Source organism: Nesterenkonia sandarakina (assembly GCF_013410215.1).
In the GTDB taxonomy this organism is placed as follows: domain Bacteria; phylum Actinomycetota; class Actinomycetes; order Actinomycetales; family Micrococcaceae; genus Nesterenkonia; species Nesterenkonia sandarakina.
Window position 1 is genome coordinate 2539810 of sequence record NZ_JACCFQ010000001.1, and the last position, 25278, is coordinate 2565087.

Below are 25278 nucleotides of genomic sequence, written 5' to 3' on the forward strand. Positions count from 1 at the left end.
GTGCTGGACCTGCTCCAAGCTGGACGCAGCGTCGCGAGCATCGCCCAGCGAGCACGGGTCCTTGGATCAGTGCGGCCTTGGCGCAGCCGTTGACGGTATCCGCCAGAGGGGACTGTCGCAGCGATAGGTGACAGTTCAAACTGTCACTATCATTGGGTCATTCGAACCCAGTTCGACTCAGGTTGCCTGTCACGGGGATGCTGACGATTGCGGCCCCCTGGTTCGAATCTGGATCCAGTGGTCTGTGCGGCCTGTTCTGGTGCTCCTCAGCACTCCAGCTGAGCTGCGCCGGACGTGGGAGGTTCAGCCCACCGGGCGGATCCGACTCCTACTCGGGTCCCATTCGGTCCCAGCGGCGGAGGCGTCCATCGCCTCGTTGCTCAGGGCGTCGGCGTCGCCGTTGTCCTTGCGCGGGATCCAGGTGTAGCGCACCTGAGTCGGTGGCAGGATGGTGGAGGCCTCTGCGGCCAGGCGCTTCATGTCCTCGTGCTTGATCTTCCAGCGCCCACTCATCTGCTCCACCACCAGCTTGGAGTCCAGCTTGACCTCCACGAACGCCTCCGGGTCCAGATCGCGGGCCAGCCGCAGTCCCTCGATGAGCCCGGTGTACTCGGCGACGTTGTTGCTCGCCTTCCCCAGCGGGGTGGCCTTGGTGGCGAGGATCTGCCCCGCCTCATTGCGGACCAGGGCGCCGGAGCCGGCGATTCCGGGATTGCCGCGGCTTCCGCCGTCGGCCTCGACGAACAAAGTGGTCATGGCTCACGCACCTTCAGGTCAGTACAGGTCTTGAATCTCAAACAGCGAGCCCCGCAGGCGGCTCAGTGGCCCGGGGTGAGCACGAAGTCCCAGGGGTCGGTGTTGATGCCGCTCACGGCAACCTCCACATCGTAGCCGCGATCGGTCAGCGCCTGGTGCAGCGCCTGCGCTGCGGTGGGCAGCCAGAGCCACTCCGAGGCGAAGTGTGAGACGTCGATCAGATAGGGACGCTCCTCCCCCGCGGCCTCTCTGGCCTCCGAGGCCGGGTGGTGCCGCAGATCTGCGGTCAGGAAGACATCAGCCCCGGCCTCGGCCGCAGTCCCCAGCAGCGAGTCCCCGGCGCCGCCGCACAGCGCCACACGCTGGATGAGCCCATCGCGATCCCCGGCCACGCGGACCCCGCCGGCCACAGAAGGCAGGACCGAGAACACCCGGGCGGCGAACTCCCCCAGCGTCAACGGCTCCGGAAGCGTCCCGATGCGCCCAAGCCCCTCGGTGGAGAGGCCCTCCTGAGCCGGGGTCAGCGGCATGGTGTCCTCGATCCCCAGCGCTCCGGCGAGGACGTCGTTGACCCCGCCGATCGCCGAGTCCCCGTTGGTATGAGCCGTCAGCAGAGCGCAGCCGGATTCGATCAGCCGGTGCACCATCTCTCCCTTGAACTGCCCGGCCTCCACCGAGGTGACACCGCGCAGCAGCAGCGGATGGTGGGTGATCAGCAGATCGGTTCCGGAGCTGGCGGCCTCCTCGATCACCGGGCGCACCGGGTCCACCGCGAAATGGATCCTGCGCACCAGCGCGTCACGCCGCCCGGTCACCAGACCCACGGCGTCCCAGTTCTCCGCCAGCGACCGCGGCCAGAGCTCCTCCGCGGTGTCCAGCACTTCTTGAAGGGTCGGCACCTGGGATTCGGTAGTGGTCTCGTCTGCATGCTGGGCGGGGCTGGGCGACATGACTCATTTCTACAGGTTCCGGTTCAGGAATAGAGCCTGGGACACGGACGGTTGTGCTGGCCATGGACAACTCTCTCAAGACCGTGGTGCTCGCCGCCGGCTGCTTCTGGTGCCTGGATTCCCTCGCGCGCCGACTGCGCGGAGTCCACCATGTGCGCAGCGTCTACACCGGGGGCTCCGGACCGGCCATCTACGAGGCTGTCGCCTCCGGCGGCACCGGCCACGCAGAGGCCGTGGAGATCAGCTACGACCCTGAGGTGCTGCCCGACGAGGTCCTCTACAGCGTCTTCTTCTCCAGTCATGATCCGACCTCGCTGAATCGGCAGGGCTACGACGTCGGCACCCAGTACCGCTCGGCGATGTTCTATACCGACGACGCCCAGCGCGAGGAGTTCTCCGCCGCGATCGCCCACGCCCAGGCCTCCTTCGACCGTCCCATCGTGACCACGCTGGAACCACTGGGCCGGGTCTTCGAGGCCGAGGAGGTCCACCAGGACTTCCACGCCCAGCGTCCCGATGTCGGATACTGTCAAGTCATCATCGACCCCAAGGTCGCGAAACTCCGCAGAGACTATGCTTCATGGTTGAAACCCGAGGAAGAAAGGTCCACCCACTAATGGCGAAGATTCTTGAGAACATCACACAGGCGGTCGGCAACACCCCCCTGGTGCGGCTGAACCGCCTGGGCGCGGACCTCCCGGGCAACATCGCGATGAAGCTGGAGTTCTACTCCCCCGCCAGCTCCATCAAGGACCGCATCGGCGCCGCCATCGTCGACGCCGCCGAAGACTCGGGCATGCTCAAGCCCGGCGGCACCATCGTGGAAGGCACCTCGGGCAACACCGGGATCGCCCTGGCCATGGTCGGGGCGGCACGCGGCTACCGCGTGGTGCTCACCATGCCCGAGACCATGTCCACCGAGCGTCGCGTGATGCTGCGCGCCTATGGCGCCGAGATCGTGCTGACCCCCGGCGCGGAAGGCATGCGCGGCGCGGTGGAGCGGGCCAAGTCCATCGTGGAGGAGACCGAGAACTCCATCTGGGCCCGGCAGTTCGCCAACGAGGCCAACCCGGCCGTGCACTACCGCACCACCGGCGAGGAGATCTGGCGGGACACCGACGGCGAAGTGGACGTCTTCATCGCCGGCATCGGCACCGGCGGCACCATCACCGGCGCCGGACGCCGACTCAAGGAGTACAAGCCCGGGATCCACCTGGTGGCCGTGGAGCCCGAGGACTCCCCGATCCTCTCCGGCGGCACCGCCGGACCGCACAAGATCCAGGGCATCGGTCCCAACTTCGTCCCTGACATCCTGGACCAGGGGATCTACGACGAGGTCTACCAGGCCAACCTCGAGAAGGCCGTCAGCTGCGCCCGCGACCTCGGCACCCACGAGGGCATCCTCGGGGGCATCTCCACCGGCGCCAACGTCGCGGCGGCGCTGGAGCTGGCCTCCCGGGAGGAGAACCGGGACAAGCTCATCGTCACCGTCGCCTGTGACTTCGGTGAGCGCTACATCTCCACGCTGCTCTACGAAGACATCCGCGGCTGAGACGGTTGAGTCCCCGCGGCGAGCGAGCAAGCTGATCGCCGCCCGCCGCGGGGACTCGGCCATCACCGAGACCGCCAGATCCCTGCTGTCCGAATCGTGCAGCTCAACTCGTGCTGTTTGAACCCTTGAAAGAGGTTGACCCACCTTGGGCCCACTGAAGCGTCTGCGTGAGGACATCAAAGCCGCACGCGAACATGACCCCGCCGCGCGCAGCACCGCCGAGGTGGTGCTGGTCTATTCCGGCCTGCACGCGGTCTGGTCCTACCGGGTCGCCCATAAGATGTGGCAGCGCCGCCCCCTGAAGACCCCGGCGCGCGCGCTCTCCCAGCTGACCCGTGGTCTCACCGGCATCGAGATTCACCCTGGTGCGCAGATCGGGCGGCGCTTCTTCATAGACCACGGCATGGGTGTGGTCATCGGGGAGACCGCCGAGATCGGTGACGACTGCATGCTCTACCAGGGAGTCACCCTCGGTGGACGTTCCCTGGAACAGACCAAGCGCCACCCCACCCTGCGCGACGGCGTGGTCGTCGGTGCCGGGGCCAAGGTCATCGGACCCGTGGAGATCGGTGCCGGCTCCGCCGTGGGCGCCAACGCCGTGGTGGTGAAGTCCTCCCCGCCGAACTCCATCCTCACCGGGGTCCCGGCCAAGGCGCGACAGCGCGGTGTGGCCGAGCGCAAGCCCCACGTGGACCCCGCAGAGTACGCACTGGACCCGGCCATCTTCATCTGAAGGTTCTCAGCCGTGGCCGCGGCTTCAAGCCCCAGAGACTCCGATCGCTGACCAGAGGCCCTGCGCGCTAGACCCGGTGGTCGCCCGCCAGGCGGCGCATCACCTCACCGGCCGGGTCCGGCCGCGCCGCGGCGAACCCGGTTCCGGCCCAGAGATTGAGCCCGTGCGGGTCTGCGGCGGCACCCGCCGCTCGGCGCAGTCCGGCGCTGAGCTGGTGCAGGGCCGGAAAGCCCGACGGCGCCGACGTGGTCAGCGCGTCGGTGAAGCTGTTACGCAGCGCTCGCGCCGGACGGCCTGAGAACGCCGTCGTCAGGGTGGTCTCCGGCACCCCCGGAGGATCAGCCAGGGCCTGCTGGTGCGCCGGATGCGTCCCGCTCTCGGGGCAGCGCAGCAGCGCGGTGCCCAGCACCGCAGCCTGCGCCCCGGCGTGCAGGGCGGCACGGACTCCGGCGGCATCGGCGATCCCGCCGGCGGCCCAGAGCGGCAGTTCGGTGCGGGACGAGATGGCGTGAAGCAGCTCGAGCAGGCCCACCTCCGCGGGTGGTTTCCGCGGGGTCCAGGTCCCGGAGTGGCCCCCGGCGGAGGAGCACTGGACGATCAGCCCGTCCACCCCGGCTCGGGCAGCGCTCTCAGCCTCCGCGACGCAGGTCACGGTCTGCAGCACCCTGGCCCCGGTGGCCTGCAGCCGTGCGAGGTCCCGCGCGGAGGGCAGTCCGAAGGTCAGGCTGATCAGTGGCGCCGGATCGGCCTCCAGCACCTGAAGCTTCTGCTCCCAGAAGTCATCCCAGACCTCTGCGGGTGCTGCGGTGACTGCAGGGGCTTCGTCGACTGCCGGGGCCCCGGTAGCTCTGATCACTCCGGCGAGGCTGTTGATCTCTGGCAGCTCCACCTCGCCCGCCCAGTCTCCGCCGGTCCGGGCATGATCGCTCAGCCAGCGCTGGACCGCGGCGCGGTGTCGATCCAGCTCCGCAGGCTCGATCGGGACCTGGTTCGGTACGAAGAGGTTCACCCCGAAGCGTGGGGTGGCGCGCTGCACCTGCTGGATCTGGACCCTGAGGTCCTCGGGGCTCTTGTACCCCGCGGCGAGGAATCCCACTCCTCCGGCTGCAGCAGCGGCCAGAACGAGCTCAGGACGGCTCGGTCCGCCGGCCATCGGGGCGGCCACCACGGGAATCGTGGCGCCGACCGAGGCGAGCAGACCGGCCGTCCTGGTGCTCATCGGGTCAGCTCCGCATGTTCGGAGTCAGTCCTTGGACCCAGCGGGTCAGGCGTCGATCTCGCTGCGGTCACCGGACCACTGGGTGTGGAAGGTGCCTTCCTTGTCCACGCGCTTATAGGTGTGCGCGCCGAAGTAGTCGCGCAGACCCTGGGTCAGCGCGGCCGGGAGCCGGTCCCGGCGCAGGCTGTCGTAATATGACAGCGAGGAGGAGAACACCGGGGCGGGAACGCCGTAGGTCGCCGCGGCGGCGACCACGCGCCGCCAGGCGGGGAGGCATTCGTTGATCGCCTCGTTGAACTCCGGGGCCAGCAGCAGGTTCTTGGGCTGCTGATCCTTCGGCGCGTCGTAAGCCTTCATGATGGTGTCCAGCAGATCGGCGCGGATGATGCAGCCGGCGCGCCAGAGCGAGGCGATGGCCTTCAGGTCCAGGTCCCAGCCGAACTCCTCGCCGGCGGCGACCAGCATGTCCAGGCCCTGGGCGTAGGCGACGAGCTTGGAGGCGTAGAGCGCCTTGCGCACATCCTCCACGAAGTCCTGCCGGTCCTCAGCGCTGCCATACTTCTCGGTGGCCGAGAGCGTCTCATCGATCCCGGCGCTGAACGTGGCGTTGGTGACCGCGCGCAGCTCGCGCTGGGAGGAGATCGAGCGGGCAAAGACGGACTCTGCGATCGCGGTGACCGGGGAACCCACCTCCAGCCCGGAGATCGCGGTCCAGCGGCCGGTGCCCTTCTGACCCGCGGAGTCCACGACCACGTCCACCAGGGGACGACCGGTGACCTCGTCCTCCTGCTCCAGGACCTCGGCGGTGATCTCGATCAGGTAGGAGGCCAGATCGGTGGTGTTCCACTCGCGGAACACGCCGGCCTGCTCGCGGGGCTCGATCCCGGCCAGGGAGCGCATCAGGTCGAAGGCTTCGCCGATGACCTGCATATCGGCGTATTCGATGCCGTTGTGCACCATCTTCACGTAGTGCCCGGCGCCGTCGGTGTCGATCCAGGCGCAGCAGGGTTCGCCGTTGTACTTCGCGGAGATCTTCTCCAGCATCGGGCCCAGGGTGTCGTAGGACTCCTTGGAGCCGCCGGGCATGATCGAGGGACCGTTCAGCGCGCCCTCTTCGCCGCCGGAGACTCCGACGCCGACGAAGTGCAGGTTCTTCGCGCGCAGGCTCTCCTCGCGGCGGCGGGTCTCTTCGTAGAAGGAGTTGCCGCCGTCGATGATGATGTCGCCCTCGTCGAGCAGGGGCACCAGGTCAGCGATCACGGAGTCCACCGGGGCGCCGGCCTGGACCATGATCAGCACCCGGCGGGGTCGCTCCAGGGACTCCACGAGCTCGGTGAGGGTCTCGGTGCGCACGAAGTCGCCGTCTCCGCCGTGGGCCTGCAGCAGGGCGTCCGTGCGGGCGACCGAGCGGTTGTGCAGCGCGACGGTGTAGCCGTTGCGAGCCAGGTTGCGAGCCAGATTGGCTCCCATGACGGCCAGGCCGGTCACTCCGATATGGGCACTCATGCATTCTCCTTCGTCGAGGTCAGTCAGAGTTCCTCACGGCGCGGTGCGGAACGGGCATCGGTCGCGGACCGCAGCGATGCGGGTCCCCGTCCACGGTGCACCCGGGCGCGCCGGAGGTCTGACATGGGATCCCGCCGTCGTGAACCTCGGTGTCCCCGAGGCGAGCACTGCAACTCTACCGCTTCAGCAGATCAGCCGACCCAGGCCCACACCGGGCACGGCGGATGGGCGTCAGTCACCCACCGCATCGCGGCCGCGGCGCACGATCAGCGGGTCGGGCCCGCCGACGATTTCATGGTCCTTGCCCTCGTACTCGAACTGGGCGAGGAAGCACTTCATCGCGTTCAACCGGGCCCGCTTCTTGTCATTGGACTTGATCGTCATCCAGGGCGCGTGGTCGGTGTCGGTGCGCAGGAACATCTCCTCCTTGGCCTCGGTGTAGGCCTCCCAACGATCCAGGGACTCCAGGTCCATGGGTGAGAGCTTCCATTGCCGGACCGGGTCGATCTGCCGGATCGCGAACCGGGTGCGCTGCTCCTGCTGGGTGACCGAGAACCAGAACTTCGTCAGATGGATGCCGGCGTCGACGAGCATCTGCTCGAACTGCGGGGCCTGGCGCATGAAGAGCTCATACTCCTGCTCCGAGGAGAAGCCCATCACCCGCTCCACTCCGGCACGGTTGTACCAGGAGCGGTCGAAGAGGACCATCTCCCCGGCGGTGGGCAGGTGGTCCACATAGCGCTGGAAGTACCACTGGCCCAGCTCCCGGTCCGAGGGCCGGTTCAGGGCGACCACGCGTGCGGTCCGCGGGTTCAGGTGCTCGGTGAAGCGTTTGATCGTCCCGCCCTTGCCAGCGGCGTCGCGACCTTCGAAGACGATCACATGCTTGAGCCCATAGTCCTCGGCCCAGTACTGGAACTTCAGCAGCTCCACCTGCAGGTGGTACTTCTCGATCTCATAGACGTCGCGGGAGAGCCGGTTCTCATACGGGTAGTTCTCGTGCCAGGTCTCCACCGCGCGGCCCTGCGGGTCGATCAGATCCGGGTCCGGGGTGTGCCCGTCCAGCACCGTGTATCCACCCTCGCGGAGCTCGTCGATGAACTCCCGGAGGTTCTTGCGCGCGGTGCCGTCGACCTGGAAGATCGGGTCACTCATCAGATCAGCCTTTCTCGAGATGCGGCTGCTGCCAGCTCATCAGGTGTGCATGAACACATTGTTAACCGTCCCGGCCGGATCTGGAAGCGCTGGTGGTGGCGCTGCGGCTCAGAGCGCGGTCTCCCCCATCTGCCCGGCGCGGGCCAGGGCGGTGAGCCGGGAGACCGTGCGGTGATACTTCTTCATATACCCACCGGTCATCATCTCTTCGGTGAACAGCTCATCAAAGGGCTTGCCGGAGGCCACCACTTTGATGTCCTGATCGTAGAGCCGGTCAGCCAGCACCACGAAGCGCAGCGCCAGCGCCTGACCCTCGATGGTCTCCACGTCCTTGAGCACCAGCACGTCCATGTCGGTCACCAGCTGCCGGTACCGGCTGGGGTGCACGCCGCTGAGGTGCTCACAGAGCGCGCCGAAGTCGTCCACCGCGATGCGAGCCTCGGGGTACTTCTCGGCGGCGAAGCTCTCGACCTCGGCTGAGCTCAGCGGCGCCGGGGCCTCCGGGAGTCCGCGATGCCGGTAGTCCTCGCCGTCGACCTTGATCACTGCGAACTGATCCGAGAGCACCTGGATCTCGCGCTGGAAGTCCGCGGCGGCGAAGCGGCCCTCCCCCAGGGACCCGGGCAGCGTGTTCGAGGTCGCGGCAAGCTTGACCCCGGCGTCGGCCAGTTCCCGCATCAGCCGGGACATCAGCACGGTGTCACCGGGATCATCGAGCTCGAACTCATCGATGCAGACCAGGGAGTAGTCGCTGAGCACGTCCACGGTCCGGCGGAAGGACAGCGCGCCGACCAGGTTGGTGTACTCCACGAACGTGCCGAACGCCCGCTGCCCTTCCACCGAGTGGTACAGCGAGGCCAGCAGGTGGGTCTTGCCCACTCCGAACCCGCCGTCGAGGTAGATCCCGGCAGGCGCCTGCGCGCGGGCTGGGCCGCGGCCGAAGAGCTTGCCGAAGAAGCCGCCGCCGCCCTGACTGGCGCCCACGGAGGCGGAGAACTCGCGCAGCGCGGTCACCGCCTTCTCCTGGGAGGGGTGCGCAGGATCCGGGATGTAGGAGTCGAAGGAGACCTCGGCGAAGCGGAAGGACGGCTTCAGGCCCTCCAGGAGCTGACCGACTCCCAGCTGGGGGGTCCGCTGACTCAGCGGAGTGGCGTTTGACGGCATATGACCACTCTACCTACGACTGCGTGTTTCACCGGCTGATTCCCTATCCTGGAAGGTGACCCAGTGACGACGGAAGGTTCTGTGCATCATGACCGAAGAAAAAGACTTCTCCCAGTACGCCCACCCCGACGCCCTGGTCTCCACCGAATGGGTGGCCCAGCATAAGGAGGACCCCTCGGTGGTGCTGCTGGAATCCAACGAGGACGTGCTGCTCTACGAGACCGGGCACATCCCGGGAGCTCAGAAGATCGACTGGCACACCGACCTCAACGACCCGGTGACCCGGGACTTCCTGGGCCCGGAGCAGTTCGCCGAGTTCGCCGCCGCCAAGGGGATCACCCCGGACACCACTGTGGTCTTCTACGGGGACAAGTCGAACTGGTGGGCCGCCTACGCGCTGTGGGTCTTCACCCTCTTCGGGCATGCGGATCTGCGCCTGATGGACGGCGGTCGGCAGAAGTGGGCCGCCGAGGGCCGCGAGCTGGTCACCGAGGTGACCGCCCCGGCTCAGGTGAGCTACCCCGCGCCGTCCCAGCGCGATGACTCCACCTTCCGCGCCTTCCGCGAAGACGTGCTCGCCCACTTCGGCAAGCCGATGATCGATGTCCGCTCCCCCATGGAGTACTCCGGGGAGCGCACCCATATGGAGGGCTACGAGCAGGAGGGAGCGCTGCGCGGGGGCCACATCCCCTCCGCGGCCTCGGTGCCGTGGGCCAAGGCCGCGAATGAGGACGGGACCTTCCGCTCCCGGGCCGAGCTGGAGGAGATCTACACCGAGCAGGCCGGCCTGGGCAAGGCCGAGGAGGTCATCGCCTACTGCCGGATCGGTGAGCGCTCCTCGCACACCTGGTTCGTGCTGCAGCACCTGCTGGGCTACGGCAACGTGCGCAATTACGACGGCTCCTGGACCGAATGGGGCAACGCAGTGCGGCTGCCCATCGCCACCGGAGATCAGCCCGGCGAGGTGCCCGGCGCATGAGCCAGGACCAGGAGGCACAGCCTGCCTCGCAGCCCGGTGATGCCGGCGCCCGGGTGCTGCCCGAGCAGCTGGCTGAGGTGGTCGAGGAGTTCGCCGAGCTCGAGGACCGGCAGAAGCTGGAGCTGCTGCTCGAGTTCTCCCGCGAGCTGCCGGAGCTGCCCGAGCGCTACCGCAACAGCTATGACCAGATGGAAGAGGTGGTGGAATGTCAGTCTCCGCTCTTCCTGACCTTGGAGTACGACGACGCCGCCGGGACCGCCGCGATCTTCTTCGCCGCTGCCCGGGAGGCGCCGACCACCCGAGGCTTCGCGGCGATCCTGCATGAGGGTCTGGACGGGCTGCGCTACGAGGAGATCCTCGCGGTCCCGGAGGACCTCTCCGAGCGCCTGGGCCTGTCCAAGGCGATCACCCCGCTGCGGCTGCGCGGGATGACGGCGATGCTGGGTCGGATCAAACGGAATATCCGGGCTCACCAGGCCGAGTCTGCCCCGGCGCAGGCCGGCTGAACAGGTCGCTCACCCAGTCGATCACGGTGGAGTCCCAGCGCTGCGGATCGTGGTTCCACTCCTTGACGTGCCGGGCCTGGGCGAAGGAGACATAGGTGACCTTCGGGTTCTTCCGGGCAAGGTCCCGGGAGGGCCCGAAGGGCACGATGTTGTCATCCACGCTGTGCATGATCAGCACGTGGTCGCGCAGCTGGTCTGCCCGGTCGATCCAGTTCATCGCCTGCAGGTCCACCGGGGCGGCAAGCCCGGTCACCCGGCGTCCGCCCGGGTTGGAGATGAACCACTGGCCCAGGCGACCGACGACGTCGGGGATCCGGTTGGCCTTGGCCTGGTGGGCGAGCACATCCATCCAGTCGATCACCGGACCGGTGAGCACCAGGGCGCGGATGTACTCCGCGTAGCGGGAACGGTCAGCGGTCTGCAGGCTGATCGCGCCTCCCATGGACCAGCCGAAGAGGATGATGTCTTCGGCCCCGCGGGCCAGCGCGAATTCGATGGCGGCCTCCACGTCCTCCCACTCGGTGACTCCCAGGCCGTAGCGGCCATCTGCCGCGGCCGGGGCCTCGCCGTCGTTGCGGTAGGAGATCAGCAGCGTCTCAGCCCCCAGCGCCGAGGTCGCGGCCAGCGCCCGGATCCCCTCGGTGCGGTTGCTGCCGCGGCCATGGACACCGATCGCCCAGACGTTGCGCCCGGTGAGCGGACCCTGATGGTCTGCGGGCAGTCCCGCGGGGATCGGCTGCGGGGCCACGTGCCAGGCCGGTGACGGCCCTCCGGGCAGCGTGATCACCACCTCCTCGCTGGCGAACCCGGCGTCGGCGGGGTTCAGGTAGACCACCGAGGTCCACCAGCCGCGGACCGCGGTGCGCAGGTCCCCGCCGTAGACCTTCTCCACCGGACGGGTGACGGTGCCGCCCTTGGGCTCCAGCGCCGTGATCGGCCCGATCCGGGCCAGTGAGCGCCCGCCATGGAAGAACAAGCCATAGGTCCCGTCCACCACGGTCTCCGCGGTGATCGGCAGGATCACCTCATCCCCCTCCGGTCCGCGGGTGACGGCGAGGATCTCGAGATCCTCGGCCCGCTCGCGCACCGGGGTGACCACGGCGCGTGCGAAGTATCCGGCGAGGCCGGAGGCTCCGGCGGCGAGGGTCATCCCGGCGGCCAGGCCGGCCCCCACGCCGAGGCTCGTGGCCCGGATCCAAGGGGTGTGCGGCGCGGATTCCCGCGCGGGCCTCAAGGCCCGTGCAGTGCGGTGGACAAGGGCGTTTGCCCGCGCCGCGGCGGCGACGGGCTGCTTGAACCTGGACGTCATGGGGCACAGCTTACGCGGGCGCGCAGAACGTGATGAGATAGAGACATGAGTGAGCACCAGAACCCCGGAACCGGCACCGACCCATGGCGCGAGAAGCTCAGCCCGCAGGAGTACCAGGTGCTCCGGCAGGGCGGGACCGAACGCGCCTATACGGGCGAGTACTGGGACAACAAGGCCGCCGGGACCTACTCCTGCCGGGCCTGTGGCGCCCACCTGTTCGCCTCTACGGAGAAGTTCGACTCGCGCTGCGGCTGGCCCAGCTTCTTCGAGCCGGCCGCGGATGCGAACATCCGCTACCTCAGCGACACCTCCATGGGCATGGAGCGCACCGAGGTGCGCTGCGGCTCCTGCGACTCCCACCTGGGACACCTCTTCACCGGCGAGGGCTTCGACACCCCCACCGACCAGCGCTACTGCATCAACTCCATCTCGATGGACTTCCACGAAGCCTCCGAGAGCTGAGCGGTGACGCTGACCACGACGCATCCGGTGCTCGATGCCTCCTTCGCCTCCGACAACGTTGCCGGGGTCTCTCCCGAGATCCTCACCGCCCTGGGTCGGGCCAATGCCGACGCGGCGCTGCCCTACGGCGCGGACCCGGTCACCACGCAGCTGCGTGAAGTGATCAAAGAGACCTTCGGGCACAAGGCAGAGATCCTGCCGGTCTTCAACGGCACGGGAGCCAATGTGGTGGCGCTGCAAGCGCTGCTCCCGCGCTGGGGTGCCGCGATCTGCTCCGCCCAGGCCCATGTCAACAACGACGAGGGCGCCGCGCCGGAGCGGGTGGGCACCGTGAAGCTGCTCCCCCGGCCCACCCCGGACGGGAAGCTGACCCCGGCTGACGTGCAGGCCGAGCTCAAGGCCCTGGGCTTCGTGCACGCTGCCCAGCCGCTGGCGGTGACCCTCACCCAGTCCACCGAGCTGGGCACCGTCTATACGCCCGAGGAGATCGCTGGGGTCGCCGATCTCGCCCATGCCCACGGGCTCGGAGTCCACCTCGACGGTGCGCGGATCTCCAACGCGGCCGCGGCCCTGGGGTGCTCGCTGAGTGAGATCACGTCCGCCGTCGGCGTGGACGTGCTCAGTCTCGGCGGCACCAAGAACGGGGCGATGGCGGCAGAGGCCGTGGTGGTGCTCGATCCGGAGCGGGTGGCGGGCACCGAGTTCATCCAGAAGTTCTCGATGCAGCTGGCGAGCAAGCAGCGGTTCATCTCCGCTCAGCTGCTGGAGCTCTTCGGCACCGACCTGTGGCGGCGCAACGCCGGCCACGCCAACGCCCAGGCGGCGAAGCTGGGCCGCCTGCTCGCCGAGATCCCTGGGGTCACGCTGTCCCGGCCCACCGAGGTCAACGCCACATTCCCCGAAGTGCCGGCAAGAATCGCCCAGGCGCTGCGGGAGCGCTACCTGATCCACGTCTGGGACACCGCCCCCAGCGGCAACCCGGTGCTGCGCATCATGTGCTCCTTCGACACCTCCGACGCCCAGATCCACGCCCTGCTGGAGTGCGCGCGGCGCGCCTGGCACGTCAAGCTGGGGGTTGTTCCTACTCTTGGCACGTGACAGCTTTCGGTCCCCTGGGTGGACCCGACCAGCAGGGCGCAGGACGCGGCGCGTCCGAGCCGCCCCACGGTGCCACCGGCATCGAGGGGCTCCCGGATGCGTTCCTGCGTGCGCTGAGCAGCCTGCGCCGGGCGTCGCCGCGCCCCGAGGCGCTGGTCCAGGAGGTCCCGGCCCCGGCGAAGCTCGCGCCCTTCGCGGTGGCGCTGCGCGCTGAGGTGCACGCCCACGGCGAGGCCGGCCTGGGCTCGCACCCGGTCACCCGGCTGCGCCCCGCGCCGGAGGACACCGAGGTGCTCGCCACCGGGCGCTTCATCCTGCTCCACGACCCGGCCGGGCAGCAGGCCTGGGGCGGCACCTTCCGGGTGGTGATCTATATCCGCGCCGAGCTCGACGCCGAGATGGGCAACGATCCGCTGCTGGGCTCGGTGGCCTGGACCTGGCTCTGCGATTCCCTGGCCCAGCACGGGGTGGAGTACAGTCATGCGGGCGGCACGGCCACCCGGATCCTCTCTGAGAGCTTCGGCAGCATGGAGAATCGACTGCCCAGCAACGATGTGGAGCTGCGCGCCTCATGGAGCCCCACCGGCACCGGCTTCGGCTCCCACCTGCAGGCATGGGCCGATATGGTCTGCTCCTTCGCAGGACTGCCGCCGCTGCCCGATGGAGTGATCGCCCTGCCACATATCAGGAGGAACTGACGCAGTGCCGGAGACCCCGATGGACTCCCCCGAGGAGGGACCGCCGCCGCTGCTGACCGAACCCGAGGATGGGGTTCCGTTTGTGATCGACACCGAGCGCGGCCTGCAGCGCTGCGCCGAGGCGCTGGCCGCCGGCACCGGACCGGTGGCCGTGGATGCCGAGCGGGCTTCCGGCTTCCGCTATGGGCAGCGCGCGTTCCTGGTCCAGCTCAAACGGGAGGGCTCCGGTCTCTGGCTGATCGACCCCGAACCCTTCACCACCCTGGCCCCGGTCCAGGAGGCCCTCGACGGCGTCGAGTGGATCCTGCATGCGGCCACCCAGGACCTGCCCTGCCTGGCCGAGCTGGGCATGCACCCGCACAGCCTCTTCGACACCGAGCTCGCCGCCCGACTGGGCGGACTGCCCCGGGTCAGTCTCGGCGCGGTGGTGGAGTCCCTGCTGGGGGTCCGTCTGGCCAAGGAACACTCCGCCGCTGACTGGTCCCGGCGTCCGCTGCCTCAGGACTGGCTGCGCTACGCGGCCCTGGACGTGGAGCTGCTGATCCCGCTGCGCGAGAGCCTCACCCAGCTTCTGCGCGAGCAGGACAAGCTGAGCTGGGCCGAGCAGGAGTTCGAGCATCTGCGCACGCACCGTCCGGTCACCGTCCCGCGCAGCGAACGTTGGCGCCGGGCCAGTGGGGTCAACCGGCTGAAGTCGCCGCGCAAGCTCGCGGTGCTGCGTGAGCTCTGGGCCGCGCGGGAGAGCATGGCCGAGACCAAGGACGTCTCCCCCGGTCATATCCTGCCGGATTCCGCGCTGGTCGCCGCGGCGGACGCGGTCCCGCGCACCGTGCCCCAGCTGCTCTCGATCAAGGGCTTCTACGGTCGCGCCGCCAAGCGCGAGGCCCCGAAGTGGCTGCGCGCGATCGAGTCCGGGACCAAGAACAACGAGGTGCCAGAGGCCAAGCCGCGCTCGGCCGGACCGCCGCCACCGCGCACATGGAAGGACCGCAACCCGCTGGCGTTCCGCCGCTACCGCACCGCCCGAGACTGGTTGACCCACCGCGCCGATGAGCTGGAGCTGATGCCCGAGACGCTGCTGACCCCGGCGGTGCTCAAGGCGCTCTGCTGGTCACCGCCGGAGGTCCTGGACCTGGAGAGCGTCAGCGCCGCGCTCGCGGACCTCGGCGCCCGACCCTGGCAGATCGAGAAGTGCGCCGCCATCGTCACGGTGGCCCTGCTGGACCCGGAGCCGCTGGAGTCCTTCTGAGACCGGACGCGCCGGTTTCCTACGTGGTTACTCATGGGTAGGATGTGAGCTGAGACTCATCCTGAAGGCGCGGTGCTCCGCGCCGATTCCACGCCACGGAGGCAGCACATGACCGATTCGCACGCAGCACAGATCCCCGCCGAGGCCCTCGACTTCTCCCGCTTCACCGACCTCGCCGCGGCCTTCAGCGACGAGGTGATCACCCATTCTCGCGCCGAAGACGTCGACCTGCCCGGTGGGGCCGGCACCCTGGTGCTCATCCGGCTGGACAACGACCACCCCAAGCGGCCCTCCACGCTGGGCCCCAGCAGCCTGATCCAGTTCGGCGAGGTCCTCGCCGAGCAGCTCCCCCGCGCCCGCTCCGCAGAGATCGCCGGGATCGCGGTGATCGGCAAGCCCGGAGTGCTCGCCGCCGGGGCTGATCTGGGTGCTGCGGAACGGGTGGACTCCAGGGAGCACTCCACCGCGATGGCAGACCTGGGCCACCACGCGTACCGGCTGCTGGAGGACTTCCCGGTGCCCAGCTTCGCCTTAATCAACGGCACTGCGCTCGGCGGCGGACTCGAGATCGCGCTGGCGGCGCAGCACCGCACGGTCTCCACCGCCGCCAAGGGCATCGGACTGCCCGAGGCCTTCCTGGGCCTGGTCCCGGGCTGGGGCGGGGTCTACCGGCTCCCGCGTCTGATCGGACCGGAAGCCGCCGCAGAGGTCATCTTCGAGAACGCGCTGAGCAACAACCGCACCCTGACCGGGGAGAAAGTCCACGCGCTGGGCATCGCCGATGCGCTCTTCGAGGCCGAAGACTTCGAGGCCCAGAGTCTGGCCTACGCGGCGAAGATCATCAGCGGTGACCCCGACACGGCGCGCCAGCTGAGCGAACGCCGTCACCACGACGATTCCGCCGCCGCCTGGACCCGCGCCATCGAGGCCGCCGAGCGGACCGTGGCGAAGAAGCTGGGCCCCACAGCCCCGGCTCCGGCACGAGCCCTGGACCTCTTCCGCCAGGTCCCGGAGCGCACGCGCGAGGAGAGCCGCGCGGCGGAGTGCGAGGCGCTGGGCGATCTGATGCTTACCGAGGAGTTCCGCAACACCGTCTACGCCTTCTTGAACCTGTTGCAGAAGCGCGCCAAGCGGCCCGCCGGAGTCCCCGACGTCGCCCCCCGCAGCATCAACAAGGTGGGCGTGGTCGGGGCCGGCCTGATGGCCTCGCAGCTGGCGCTGGTCTTCGCCACCGCGCTGAAGGTCCCGGTGGTGCTCACCGACATCGACCAGGCCCGGGTGGACAAGGGGCTGGGGCACATCGCAGCCCAGCTGGAGAAGCAGGCCAGCAAGGGACGGCTCACTGCGGAGCAGGCCCACGGGCTGCGCGGGCTGATCACCGGCTCCACCGAGAAGTCCGTCTACGCCGACGCCGACTTCGTGATCGAGGCGGTGTTCGAGGAGATCGGCGTGAAGAAGCAGGTCTTCGCCGAGCTGGAGCAGATCGTCCCGGCCGAGACCATCCTGGCGACGAACACCTCCTCGCTCTCGGTCAGTGAGATGGCCGCCGACCTGGCCCATCCGGAGCGGGTCATCGGTTTCCACTTCTTCAATCCGGTGGCCGCGATGCCGCTGATCGAGATCGCGCGGGCACCGCAGACCGCCGATGAGCCCGTGGCCACCGCCTTCGCCCTCGCCGCCGGGCTGCGCAAGACCCCGGTGCTGACCAGCGACTCCACCGCCTTCGTGGTGAACCGGGTGCTGCTGCGGCTGATGGCCGAGGTTCAGCGCGCCTTCGACGAGGGCACCGACCCGGCCACCGCTGATGCCGCGCTGAAGCCGATCGGACTTCCGATGAGCCCGTTCACCCTGCTCGCCATGGTGGGGATCCCGGTGGCCCAGCATGTCACCGAGTCGCTGCATGCCAGCTTCGGGGACCGCTTCCACGTCTCGGAGAACCTGCAGCGGCTCATCGACGCCGGAGTCACCGAGATCTTCAGCACCGACGACGCCGGCCGACCCTACATTAAGGACAGCACCACCTCGCTGATGAGCTTCGGCAGCTCACCGCGCACCGCCGAGCAGCTGCTGAGAACGGTCCAGGATGCACTCGCAGAGGAGATCGGGATGATGCTCGACGAGGGCGTCGTCGCGTCCCGTCAGGACGTGGACCTGTGCATGATCCTGGGCGCCGGGTGGCCGCTGCACCGCGGCGGGATCACCCCCTACCTGGACCAGGTGGGCGCCAGCGAACGGGTCAACGGGCGCACCTTCAGCGCGCGCGGCTGATTCCAGGCCGCCCGGCCGCGGCAGGCAGGGCTGCAGGCAGGGCGGGGCTGCAGGCAGGGCGGGGCATGGCTGATCGCTCATAGAATGATCGGCATGACCTCGCCCTGCTGTGATCGCCGTCGTTTCCTGCACGCCTCGGCCCTGACCGTGGGCTCAGCTGGGCTGCTGAGCGCCTGCGGTGGGCACGGGACCCCGGAGCCCGCCGCGCCCAGCCTCGCCGAGGGCGGCAGCTGGGTCGAGCTCCTGGATCTGAAGGACCTTGAGGTCGGTGCCAGCAGCGCCGAGGAGGTTCAGGAGACCCAGCTGCTGCTGCATCGCAGCGATGAGAGCACGGTGCATGCGTTCTCCGCGGTCTGCACCCACCAGGGATGCGCGGTGGGCACCGAGCCGGATCGCTTCGCCTGCCCCTGCCACGGCTCCATCTTCAATCGTGAGACCGGCGCCGCCGAGGCCGGCCCGGCGCGCGAACCGCTGACCCGCTACCCCGCCGAGATCCGCGGCGAGGCCATCTGGGTGCAGGTCTAGTCACTGACCAGGGCGGCCGGCACGGTCTGGGTCGAGGTGCAGCTGGATCTTCGATGCTGGGACGTCGCCGCCGCGCACGGCGGCCTTGACCGCCTCGCGTGCCTTGCCCTGGTGCAGCGTGGTCAGCCGCATCACCGAGGCGTGCCCGGACTCGTGGGGTTCGATCACCGGGTCCGAGAGCAGACCCAGGCCGCGCCACGCCAGCGTGGCCAGCACATCCCGGTGCACGGCGCCGATGTTGCGCTGCTCCGAGGCGCTGGGCGCCGCGCCCTTCAGCGGGTAGAGCAGACGCAGCTGGACCTGCGCCTCTTCGGGTGCCTCGTTGAAGCCATCGGCACGGCACTGGGCGATGAAGCTCTCCAGCAGCTGCTCGGCGTCCTCGGCACCAGCCTTCTCCGAGCTGAGCTTGCCATTGGCGCCCAACGCTCCGTGGTGGACCACGAACTCACCGGCCGCTTCGTCATACCAGGCCTCTCGGTAGTTCCAGACCTGCTCGTCGCGGCGGTAGAGAGTGATCAAGGATCAGGCCTTTCGGGTGCGGAGACTGGGGATCTGACCGGTGGGAAACGTCTCACCGGGCAGCGGGCGGGCGTAGGGCACTTTGGTGCCGAGCACCTGGCCGACTACGTCCTGGGTGATCTTCTGTGCGGTGAGCCCGACCCGGGCCAGCACCTCGCCACGGGTGCCGTGAGCCAGGAACTCCACCGGCAGCCCGACCTCGTTGAGGCCGGTGTCCACCCCGGCTTCGCGCATGCTCTGCCGGATGCGTGAGCCCACACCGCCGGCCTTGACCCCGTCCTCGATGCAGATCACGGTGCGGTGCCGGGCGGCGAGGGAGACCACGGAATCCGGCACGGGCAGCACCCAGCGCGGATCCACCACGGTGGCGCTGATGCCCTGATCGGCCAGCCGCTGGGCGACATCCAGGGAGAGCTCCGCCATGGTGCCCACCGAGACGATCAGCACGTCGTGGGCGTAGGGCTGCTCGGCCTCGGCGCCGGGCTCCGCCTCGGCTGCGGTGCGCCAGAGCACGTCCACGCCGTCATGGAGGCGTTCCAGCGCGTCGATCTCTCCGTTGACCGAGCCCTTGGAGAAGCGCAGCACGGTCGGGGCATCGTCCACGGCCACCGCCTCGCGCAGCTCTTCACGCAGCCGGGTGGAGTCGCGCGGCGCGGCGATCTGCAGGCCCGGGACGATCTGGAGCAGCGAGAGGTCCCACATGCCGTGGTGGCTGGGACCGTCGGGCCCGGTGACCCCGGCCCGGTCCAGGACCACGGTGACCCCTGCCCGGTGCAGCGCCACGTCCATCAGCAGCTGGTCGAAGGCTCGGTTGAGGAAGGTCGCGTAGATCGCGACCACCGGGTGCAGCCCGCCGTAGGCGAGGCCCGCAGCGGAGGTCAGCGCGTGCTGCTCGGCGATGCCGACGTCGAAGACCCGCTCCGGGTGCTTCTGCGCGAAGCTGCGCAGCCCCACCGGGATCATCATCGCTCCGGTAAGCCCGACGATGTCTTCGCGCTCATCGGCGATGGCGGTGATCTCTTCTTCGAACACCGAGGTCCAGGAGCGTGCTCCGCCGCGGTGCACCGGCTCCCCGGTCTCTGGGTCGATGACCCCGACGGCGTGGAACTGGTCGTTCTCATCGGCGCGGGCCGGCGCATAGCCCTTGCCCTTCTCGGTGAGGGCATGCACGATCACCGGGCCGCCGTAGTTCTTCGCATCGGTGAGCGCCTCTTCCAGGGCGCGCTGGTCGTGGCCGTCCACCGGTCCGATGTACTTCATGCCGAGGTCCTCGAAGAGTCCCTGGGGGGCCCAGAAGTCCTTGGCGCCCTTCTTCGCGGCGTGCAGGCTGCGGTAGACCATCTGGCCCATCGGGCCGCCGTTCTGCAGCCGCTGCTTGGTGCCGTCCATGACGTTCTCATAGGTGCGGTGGGTGCGCACCTTGTCCAGGAAGTTCCTGCGCAGCCGACCCAGCTGCTCGGCCAGTCCGCCGACCGTCGGCGCGTAGGAGCGGCCGTTGTCGTTGACCACGATGATCACGCGGCGGTCTTTGTCTGCGGCGATGTTGTTCAGCGCCTCCCAGGCCATGCCGCCGGTGAGCGCGCCGTCGCCGATCACCGGGACCACGCAGCGATCGGCCTCCCCGGCGAGCACCCGGGCCTTGGAGATGCCATCGGCCCAGGAGAGCGAGGAGGAGGCGTGGGAGGATTCCACGATGTCATGCACGGACTCGGCTCGCTCCGGGTAGCCGGCGATGCCGCCGGTCTGGCGCAGCGTGGAGAAGTCTTGGCGACCGGTGACCAGTTTGTGCACGTAGGACTGGTGCCCGGTGTCGAAGATGATGGAGTCGCGCGGGGAGTCGAAGACCCGGTGGATCGCCAGGGTCAGTTCGACCACTCCGAGGTTGGGCCCCATGTGCCCACCGGTCTTGGAGACGTTCGCGATCAGGAACTCTCGGATCTCCGCCGACAGCCTCACCATCTGCTCGTCGCTGAGCTTGGACAGCTCCTGCGGAGACGTGATTGTCTGCAGAATACTCATTGATCCAGTCTACCTCTCGCGTCCCGGACGCATGGACCTTGACGCCGGTCAGACACGAAGAGGGACGCCCGATCCGTGGATCGAGACGTCCCTCCTCGTTCTGCGGCGCTGACCCTGGGTCAGCCGCGCGGGCGCAAGCTGGCTACTTCTTCACCAGCGAACGCAGCACGTACTGCAGGATCCCGCCGTTGCGGTAGTAGTCCGCCTCACCGGGAGTGTCGATGCGCACCACGGCGTCGAAGCTGACCTCGGAGCCGTCCTGCTTGGTCGCGGTGACCTTCACGGTCTTCGGGGTGGTGCCGTTGTTCAGCTCGGTCACTCCGGAGATGGAGAAGGTCTCGAAGCCGTCCAGACCGAGGGTCTCGGCCGACTCGCCCTCGGGGAACTGCAGCGGAAGCACGCCCATCCCGATCAGGTTCGAGCGGTGGATCCGCTCGAAGGACTGGGTGATGACAGCACGGACGCCCAGCAGGCTGGTGCCCTTGGCCGCCCAGTCACGGGAGGATCCGGAGCCGTACTCCTTGCCGCCGAGGACCACCAGCGGCACACCGGCCGCCTGGTAGTTCATGGCCGCGTCATAGACGGCAGCCTGCGGAGCGCCCTCCTGGGTGAAGTCGCGGGTGTATCCGCCTTCCACGCCGTCGAGCAGCTCGTTCTTGATCCGGATGTTGGCGAAGGTGCCGCGGATCATGACCTCGTGGTTGCCTCGGCGGGAGCCGTAGGAGTTGAAGTCCTTGCGGGCCACGCCGTTCTCCAGCAGGTACCGACCGGCCGGGGTGTCGGACTTGAAGGAGCCCGCCGGGGAGATGTGGTCGGTGGTCACGGAGTCGCCGAGCTTCAGCAGCACCCGGGCACCTTCGATGTCGGTGACCGCGGAGGGCTCGAGGTCCATGCCCTCGAAGTAGGGGGGCTTCCGCACGTAGGTGGAGTCCTCGTCCCAGGCGAAGGTGGAGCCCTCAGGGGTCTGCAGCTCCTGCCAGCGGTGATCGCCGTCGAAGACGGTGGCGTACTTGGAGGTGAACATGTCGGTGTCGATGGAGGCGTCGATGATCTTCTGCACCTCCACCGGGTCCGGCCAGATGTCAGCGAGGAAGATCGCCTTGCCGGACTCGTCGTGGCCCAGCGGCTCGTTCTCGAAGTCGAAGTCCATGGACCCGGCCAGGGCGTAGGCGACCACCAGCGGCGGGGAGGCCAGGTAGTTCATCTTCACATCCGGGTTGATCCGGCCTTCGAAGTTTCGGTTGCCCGAGAGCACCGAGGTCACGGCGAGGTCCTGCTCCTGGATCTTCTGGGAGATCTCCTCCTCCAGCGGACCCGAGTTGCCGATGCAGGTGGTGCAGCCGTAGCCGACCAGGTAGAAGCCGATCTTCTCCAGGTATTCGGTCAGCCCGGACTTCTCGTAGTAGTCGGTGACCACCTTCGAGCCCGGCGCCAGCGAGGTCTTGACCCAGGGCTTGCTGGTCAGGCCCTTCTCGGAGGCGTTGCGCGCCAGCACGCCGGCGGCCATCATCACGTTGGGGTTCGAGGTGTTGGTGCAGGAGGTGATCGAGGCGATGGACACCGCGCCGTGATCCAGGTGGAACTCGCGTCCGTCCGGCATGCTGACCGGGGTCGGGTTCGAGGGGCGACCCTCCACCGGCTGTCCCGAGGTCTCGCGGGGCTTATCGGCCTCGGTCTGCTCGTCGGTCGCGTCGTGGGAGGGCGCGTCAGAGGCCGGGAAGGACTCCTCGGAGGCGTCGTCGACGGCGCCGTTGGTCACCGAGCCGCCCTCGGCGTAGTTGTGGATGTCCTTGCGGAACTGCTGCTTCGCGTCGGTAAGCTCGATGCGGTCCTGCGGACGCTTCGGACCGGCGATCGAGGGGACCACGGTGGAGAGGTCCAGCTCGAGGAACTCCGAGAAGCGCAGCTCGCGGGAGGGGTCATGCCACATGCCCTGTTCCTTGGCGTAGGCCTCGACCAGCGCCAGCTGCTCCTCGGTGCGCCCGGTCAGGCGCAGGTAGTCCAGGGTGACCTCATCGATCGGGAACATCGCCGCGGTGGAGCCGAACTCCGGGGACATGTTGCCGATGGTGGCGCGGTTGGCCAGCGGCACTGCCGCCACACCCTCGCCGTAGAACTCCACGAACTTGCCCACCACACCGTGCTCGCGCAGCATCTCGGTGATCGTGAGCACGACATCGGTGGCGGTGGCGCCGGCCGGGATGGACCCGCTGAGCTTGAAGCCGACCACGCGCGGGATGAGCATCGAGATGGGCTGGCCCAGCATGGCCGCCTCGGCCTCGATGCCGCCCACGCCCCAGCCGAGCACGCCCAGGCCGTTCTCCATGGTGGTGTGCGAGTCGGTGCCCACACAGGTGTCCGGGTAGGCTCGCAGCGCGCCGTCGACCTCGCGGGTCATCACGGTGCGGGCCAGGTTCTCGATGTTGACCTGGTGCACGATGCCCATGCCCGGAGGCACGACCTTGAAGTCATCGAACGCGGTCTGGCCCCAGCGCAGGAACTGGTAGCGCTCACCGTTGCGCTGGTACTCCATGTCCATGTTGCGTTCCATGGCGTCGGCGTTGCCGAAGGAATCGATCTGGACGGAGTGATCGATCACCATCTCGGCCGGTGCCAGCGGGTTGATCTGCTCGGGCTTGCCGCCGAGCTCCTTGACGGCCTCGCGCATGGTCGCCAGGTCCACCACGCAGGGCACGCCGGTGAAGTCCTGCATCAGGACCCGCCCCGGGGTGAACTGGATCTCCGTGTCGGGCTGGGCGTTCTCATCCCACTGCGCCAGTGCCTTGATGTGCTCGGCCGTGACGTTGGCACCGTCTTCGGTGCGCAGGAGATTCTCGAGCAGGACCTTCAGGCTGTAGGGAAGGGAGTCGTGCCCCTCCACAGCGTTGAGTCGGAAGATTTCGTAGTCGGTGCCGTCGACGTTGAGGACGCCTTTGGCCCCATAGCTGTCCGCATTATTCACTCGGGACTCCTCTGTAGTTGCCAGTCGTGCCAGCCCGCGCAGCTGCGAAGCCGGGCTGATGGATCGGTGTTCAGTCTACTCTTTCAGATTTCTCCAGACCCCCGCCATAGGGCGCCTGGCGCGCCGTTCACCTGCGACGAGGCGCCCGGAAGAGCGCCACGGATTCCATGTGGTGGGTGTTCGGGTAGAGATCGAAGACCTCCAGGTCTGCCAGTTCCCAGCCACGGCTCATCAGGGACTTGGCGTCCCGGGCGAAGGAGGAGGGTTCGCAGGAGACGTAGAGGACCTCACGCGGGGCCGCAGCGTCGATCCCGGTGATGACACGTTCCCCCGCGCCGGTCCGGGGCGGGTCCAACAGGATCAGATCACGCCGCGCGAGCCGGTCCAGGACGGACTCCACGGGTGCCTGGAGCACCTCGACCTGCGGGGAGTCGGAGAACAGCTGGGCCGCACTGGCGCTGGATCCGGGGGCACCCTCGACGCTGAGCACCGATCCGGTGGGCCCGGCGAGGCCTGCCGCCCAGGCGGTGAACAGCCCGGCCCCGGCATAGAGGTCCGCGACCGCGGCGCCCTCGGGGACCTGGGCCATCTTGTGCGCGGCGCTGACCAGACAGCTCGGCGCGTTGCGGTGGATCTGCCAGAAGTCCTCGGGCCGGATCACCACCTCCGCGGGCACTGCGTCCCAGGCGCCTGCGATGGGCGCGGGCTGCGGGAGCGGCTCAGTCACTGTCCGGGACCCGGCCACCACCTCGTAGCTGACCTGATCCGGGCGCGCGGGAGCGGGAAGGTCCTGAGCTCGGGCCCCGGGGCCGGAACGTCCGCCGCGGCCCCGGCGCACCGAGCCGCGGGCGCCGCCCCGGGCCCCGCTCGGCACTGGTTCCGGGTGCGAGCTGGCCAGCACGATGTTCGCGATCTCGGGGTTCCGAGCGTGCAGCTGGAGCAGCCGCTGGATCAGCGCCTCACGGTCGGGCTGGGGCAGCCCGGTGCGCTCATGCACCACCAGGGTGACCTGCGGCCCGGCGCCGGCTGCCACGGCGTCCACCCGGTCGGCCCCGGCGAAGCTGAACCCGAAGATGCCGCTCTCATGGATCGAGCCCACGGCCAGCGGCATCCCGCGCAGCTCGATGAGCTCGTTGGAGCGGTGCGGCTTCATGCTCAGCGACCCCTCGGCGCTGACCGCGAAGCTTGCCCGGGTGCGCCAGTGCAGCCCGTGGTACGGCCCGTCGGAGAGCACGTCCTGGACGTGGACCTCGCCGTCTCCGGAGGCCAGTGGGAGGCGCTGGTCATGGATCGAGAAGCCTCCGATGCGCTGCATGGTGTCCCGGAAGACCTGCCCCTTGAGCCGGCGCTGATGCTGGTCGGTGATGTGGCCGAACTCGGCTCCGCCGACCGGGAGCCGGTCGTTCTCATGGGCGCGCAGGGAATCGGCGAGCTTCCAGATGTGGCGTCGGCGGTAGTCGGAGGCACTGAGCACCTCGACGACGTCGGCTCGCCAGTACTTCGCCCCCGGCCCGCCCTCGGTCACTTTGGCCCGGACGGTCTCCCCGGGGATGGCGTGGCGAACGAAGACGACGCGACCCTCGTAGCGGGCGACACAATGTCCCCCGTGGGCCATCGGGCCGATATCCAGCGTCAGGGTCTGCGTCATC

22 protein-coding genes are annotated in these 25278 nt (G+C 68.7%); 11 read left to right on the forward strand and 11 right to left on the reverse strand.

Annotated features, from left to right (window positions below; genetic code table 11):
• Positions 1–303 precede the first annotated feature (303 nt).
• Positions 304–756, reverse strand: a complete 453-nt coding sequence (locus HNR11_RS11660; protein WP_179442484.1) for a reverse transcriptase-like protein — start codon at positions 754–756, stop codon at positions 304–306.
• Between the two features lie 62 nt (positions 757–818).
• Positions 819–1706: a Nif3-like dinuclear metal center hexameric protein gene (locus HNR11_RS11665; RefSeq protein ID WP_179442486.1), complete on the reverse strand. Its 888-nt coding sequence runs from the start codon at positions 1704–1706 to the stop codon at positions 819–821.
• Between the two features lie 62 nt (positions 1707–1768).
• Here HNR11_RS11665 and msrA point away from each other — a divergent pair, with 62 nt between their 5' ends.
• From msrA to epsC, 3 genes are all read left to right on the forward strand, one after another.
• Positions 1769–2323: a peptide-methionine (S)-S-oxide reductase MsrA gene (gene msrA / locus HNR11_RS11670; RefSeq protein WP_179442488.1), complete on the forward strand. Its 555-nt coding sequence runs from the start codon at positions 1769–1771 to the stop codon at positions 2321–2323.
• Positions 2323–3258 (forward strand): cysteine synthase A, encoded by a 936-nt coding sequence (gene cysK, locus HNR11_RS11675; protein WP_058889142.1) that lies wholly within the window; start codon positions 2323–2325, stop codon positions 3256–3258. Before msrA ends, cysK begins: the two co-directional genes overlap by 1 nt.
• A gap of 145 nt (positions 3259–3403) precedes the next feature.
• A complete protein-coding gene (gene epsC, locus HNR11_RS11680; protein ID WP_058889141.1) occupies positions 3404–3991 on the forward strand; it encodes a serine O-acetyltransferase EpsC in 588 nt (195 codons plus the stop codon).
• 67 nt (positions 3992–4058) lie between these two features.
• On the opposite strand, the gene HNR11_RS11685 is transcribed toward epsC, so the two are convergent.
• The 4 genes from HNR11_RS11685 to zapE all read right to left on the reverse strand — a co-directional run bounded on the left by HNR11_RS11685 (position 4059) and on the right by zapE (position 9035).
• The gene (locus HNR11_RS11685) at positions 4059–5210 is read right to left on the reverse strand and encodes a nitronate monooxygenase (RefSeq protein WP_179442490.1); all 1152 of its coding nucleotides are present in this window, start codon (positions 5208–5210) and stop codon (positions 4059–4061) included.
• A gap of 45 nt (positions 5211–5255) precedes the next feature.
• Entirely contained in the window at positions 5256–6716 is a 1461-nt protein-coding gene (gene gndA / locus HNR11_RS11690) for an NADP-dependent phosphogluconate dehydrogenase (RefSeq protein WP_179442492.1), read from the reverse strand.
• Between the two features lie 231 nt (positions 6717–6947).
• Positions 6948–7871, reverse strand: coding sequence for a polyphosphate kinase 2 (gene ppk2, locus HNR11_RS11695; RefSeq protein ID WP_179442494.1), 924 nt, complete (start codon positions 7869–7871; stop codon positions 6948–6950).
• A gap of 108 nt (positions 7872–7979) precedes the next feature.
• A complete protein-coding gene (gene zapE / locus HNR11_RS11700; RefSeq protein ID WP_179442496.1) occupies positions 7980–9035 on the reverse strand; it encodes a cell division protein ZapE in 1056 nt (351 codons plus the stop codon).
• An 88-nt stretch (positions 9036–9123) separates the two neighbouring features.
• Here zapE and HNR11_RS11705 point away from each other — a divergent pair, with 88 nt between their 5' ends.
• Both HNR11_RS11705 and HNR11_RS11710 read left to right on the forward strand, forming a co-directional pair.
• The gene (locus tag HNR11_RS11705; protein ID WP_179442498.1) at positions 9124–10014 is read left to right on the forward strand and encodes a sulfurtransferase; all 891 of its coding nucleotides are present in this window, start codon (positions 9124–9126) and stop codon (positions 10012–10014) included.
• Positions 10011–10520: a SufE family protein gene (locus HNR11_RS11710; RefSeq protein ID WP_179442500.1), complete on the forward strand. Its 510-nt coding sequence runs from the start codon at positions 10011–10013 to the stop codon at positions 10518–10520. The genes HNR11_RS11705 and HNR11_RS11710 overlap by 4 nt, the downstream gene beginning before the upstream one ends.
• Here the strand turns inward: HNR11_RS11710 and HNR11_RS11715 are convergent.
• On the reverse strand, positions 10465–11829 hold the full coding sequence (locus HNR11_RS11715) for an alpha/beta hydrolase family protein (protein WP_179442502.1): 1365 nt from the start codon (positions 11827–11829) through the stop codon (positions 10465–10467). The two genes, HNR11_RS11710 and HNR11_RS11715, sit on opposite strands and share 56 nt — an antisense overlap.
• A 45-nt stretch (positions 11830–11874) precedes the next feature.
• Between HNR11_RS11715 and msrB the strand changes: the two genes are divergently transcribed.
• The 6 genes from msrB to HNR11_RS11745 all read left to right on the forward strand — a co-directional run bounded on the left by msrB (position 11875) and on the right by HNR11_RS11745 (position 18129).
• Positions 11875–12291 (forward strand): peptide-methionine (R)-S-oxide reductase MsrB, encoded by a 417-nt coding sequence (msrB, locus tag HNR11_RS11720; RefSeq protein ID WP_179442504.1) that lies wholly within the window; start codon positions 11875–11877, stop codon positions 12289–12291.
• Positions 12292–12294: 3 nt separating this feature from the next.
• On the forward strand, positions 12295–13389 hold the full coding sequence (locus HNR11_RS11725; protein WP_343050665.1) for a threonine aldolase family protein: 1095 nt from the start codon (positions 12295–12297) through the stop codon (positions 13387–13389).
• A gap of 80 nt (positions 13390–13469) precedes the next feature.
• A complete protein-coding gene (locus HNR11_RS11730; protein ID WP_179442998.1) occupies positions 13470–14087 on the forward strand; it encodes a DUF3000 family protein in 618 nt (205 codons plus the stop codon).
• A 4-nt stretch (positions 14088–14091) separates the two neighbouring features.
• A complete protein-coding gene (locus tag HNR11_RS11735; RefSeq protein WP_425488265.1) occupies positions 14092–15336 on the forward strand; it encodes a ribonuclease D in 1245 nt (414 codons plus the stop codon).
• A 108-nt stretch (positions 15337–15444) separates the two neighbouring features.
• Entirely contained in the window at positions 15445–17604 is a 2160-nt protein-coding gene (locus HNR11_RS11740) for a 3-hydroxyacyl-CoA dehydrogenase NAD-binding domain-containing protein (RefSeq protein ID WP_179442506.1), read from the forward strand.
• Between the two features lie 93 nt (positions 17605–17697).
• A complete protein-coding gene (locus tag HNR11_RS11745; protein ID WP_179442508.1) occupies positions 17698–18129 on the forward strand; it encodes a QcrA and Rieske domain-containing protein in 432 nt (143 codons plus the stop codon).
• Here the strand turns inward: HNR11_RS11745 and HNR11_RS11750 are convergent, their stop codons facing one another.
• The 4 genes from HNR11_RS11750 to HNR11_RS11765 all read right to left on the reverse strand — a co-directional run bounded on the left by HNR11_RS11750 (position 18130) and on the right by HNR11_RS11765 (position 25277).
• Positions 18130–18648: a hypothetical protein gene (locus tag HNR11_RS11750; RefSeq protein ID WP_179442510.1), complete on the reverse strand. Its 519-nt coding sequence runs from the start codon at positions 18646–18648 to the stop codon at positions 18130–18132. It abuts the gene before it with no gap.
• Between the two features lie 3 nt (positions 18649–18651).
• Positions 18652–20667 (reverse strand): 1-deoxy-D-xylulose-5-phosphate synthase, encoded by a 2016-nt coding sequence (gene dxs, locus HNR11_RS11755; protein WP_179442512.1) that lies wholly within the window; start codon positions 20665–20667, stop codon positions 18652–18654.
• A gap of 142 nt (positions 20668–20809) precedes the next feature.
• Positions 20810–23629, reverse strand: coding sequence for an aconitate hydratase AcnA (gene acnA / locus HNR11_RS11760; RefSeq protein ID WP_179442514.1), 2820 nt, complete (start codon positions 23627–23629; stop codon positions 20810–20812).
• Positions 23630–23756: 127 nt separating this feature from the next.
• Positions 23757–25277 (reverse strand): class I SAM-dependent RNA methyltransferase, encoded by a 1521-nt coding sequence (locus HNR11_RS11765; protein ID WP_179442516.1) that lies wholly within the window; start codon positions 25275–25277, stop codon positions 23757–23759.
• Between the last annotated feature and the right edge of the window lies 1 nt (position 25278).

Bases quoted from the DNA above. Each gene is read 5' to 3' on its own strand.
- HNR11_RS11660 (WP_179442484.1), bottom strand. From the start codon at position 756: ATGACCACTTTGTTCGTCGAGGCCGACGGCGGAAGCCGCGGCAATCCC.
- HNR11_RS11665 (WP_179442486.1), bottom strand. From the start codon at position 1,706: ATGTCGCCCAGCCCCGCCCAGCATGCAGACGAGACCACTACCGAATCC.
- msrA (WP_179442488.1), top strand. From the start codon at position 1,769: ATGGACAACTCTCTCAAGACCGTGGTGCTCGCCGCCGGCTGCTTCTGG.
- cysK (WP_058889142.1), top strand. From the start codon at position 2,323: ATGGCGAAGATTCTTGAGAACATCACACAGGCGGTCGGCAACACCCCC.
- HNR11_RS11685 (WP_179442490.1), bottom strand. From the start codon at position 5,210: ATGAGCACCAGGACGGCCGGTCTGCTCGCCTCGGTCGGCGCCACGATT.
- gndA (WP_179442492.1), bottom strand. From the start codon at position 6,716: ATGAGTGCCCATATCGGAGTGACCGGCCTGGCCGTCATGGGAGCCAAT.
- ppk2 (WP_179442494.1), bottom strand. From the start codon at position 7,871: ATGAGTGACCCGATCTTCCAGGTCGACGGCACCGCGCGCAAGAACCTC.
- zapE (WP_179442496.1), bottom strand. From the start codon at position 9,035: ATGCCGTCAAACGCCACTCCGCTGAGTCAGCGGACCCCCCAGCTGGGA.
- HNR11_RS11705 (WP_179442498.1), top strand. From the start codon at position 9,124: ATGACCGAAGAAAAAGACTTCTCCCAGTACGCCCACCCCGACGCCCTG.
- HNR11_RS11710 (WP_179442500.1), top strand. From the start codon at position 10,011: ATGAGCCAGGACCAGGAGGCACAGCCTGCCTCGCAGCCCGGTGATGCC.
- HNR11_RS11715 (WP_179442502.1), bottom strand. From the start codon at position 11,829: ATGACGTCCAGGTTCAAGCAGCCCGTCGCCGCCGCGGCGCGGGCAAAC.
- msrB (WP_179442504.1), top strand. From the start codon at position 11,875: ATGAGTGAGCACCAGAACCCCGGAACCGGCACCGACCCATGGCGCGAG.
- HNR11_RS11740 (WP_179442506.1), top strand. From the start codon at position 15,445: ATGACCGATTCGCACGCAGCACAGATCCCCGCCGAGGCCCTCGACTTC.
- HNR11_RS11745 (WP_179442508.1), top strand. From the start codon at position 17,698: ATGACCTCGCCCTGCTGTGATCGCCGTCGTTTCCTGCACGCCTCGGCC.
- dxs (WP_179442512.1), bottom strand. From the start codon at position 20,667: ATGAGTATTCTGCAGACAATCACGTCTCCGCAGGAGCTGTCCAAGCTC.
- HNR11_RS11765 (WP_179442516.1), bottom strand. From the start codon at position 25,277: ATGACGCAGACCCTGACGCTGGATATCGGCCCGATGGCCCACGGGGGA.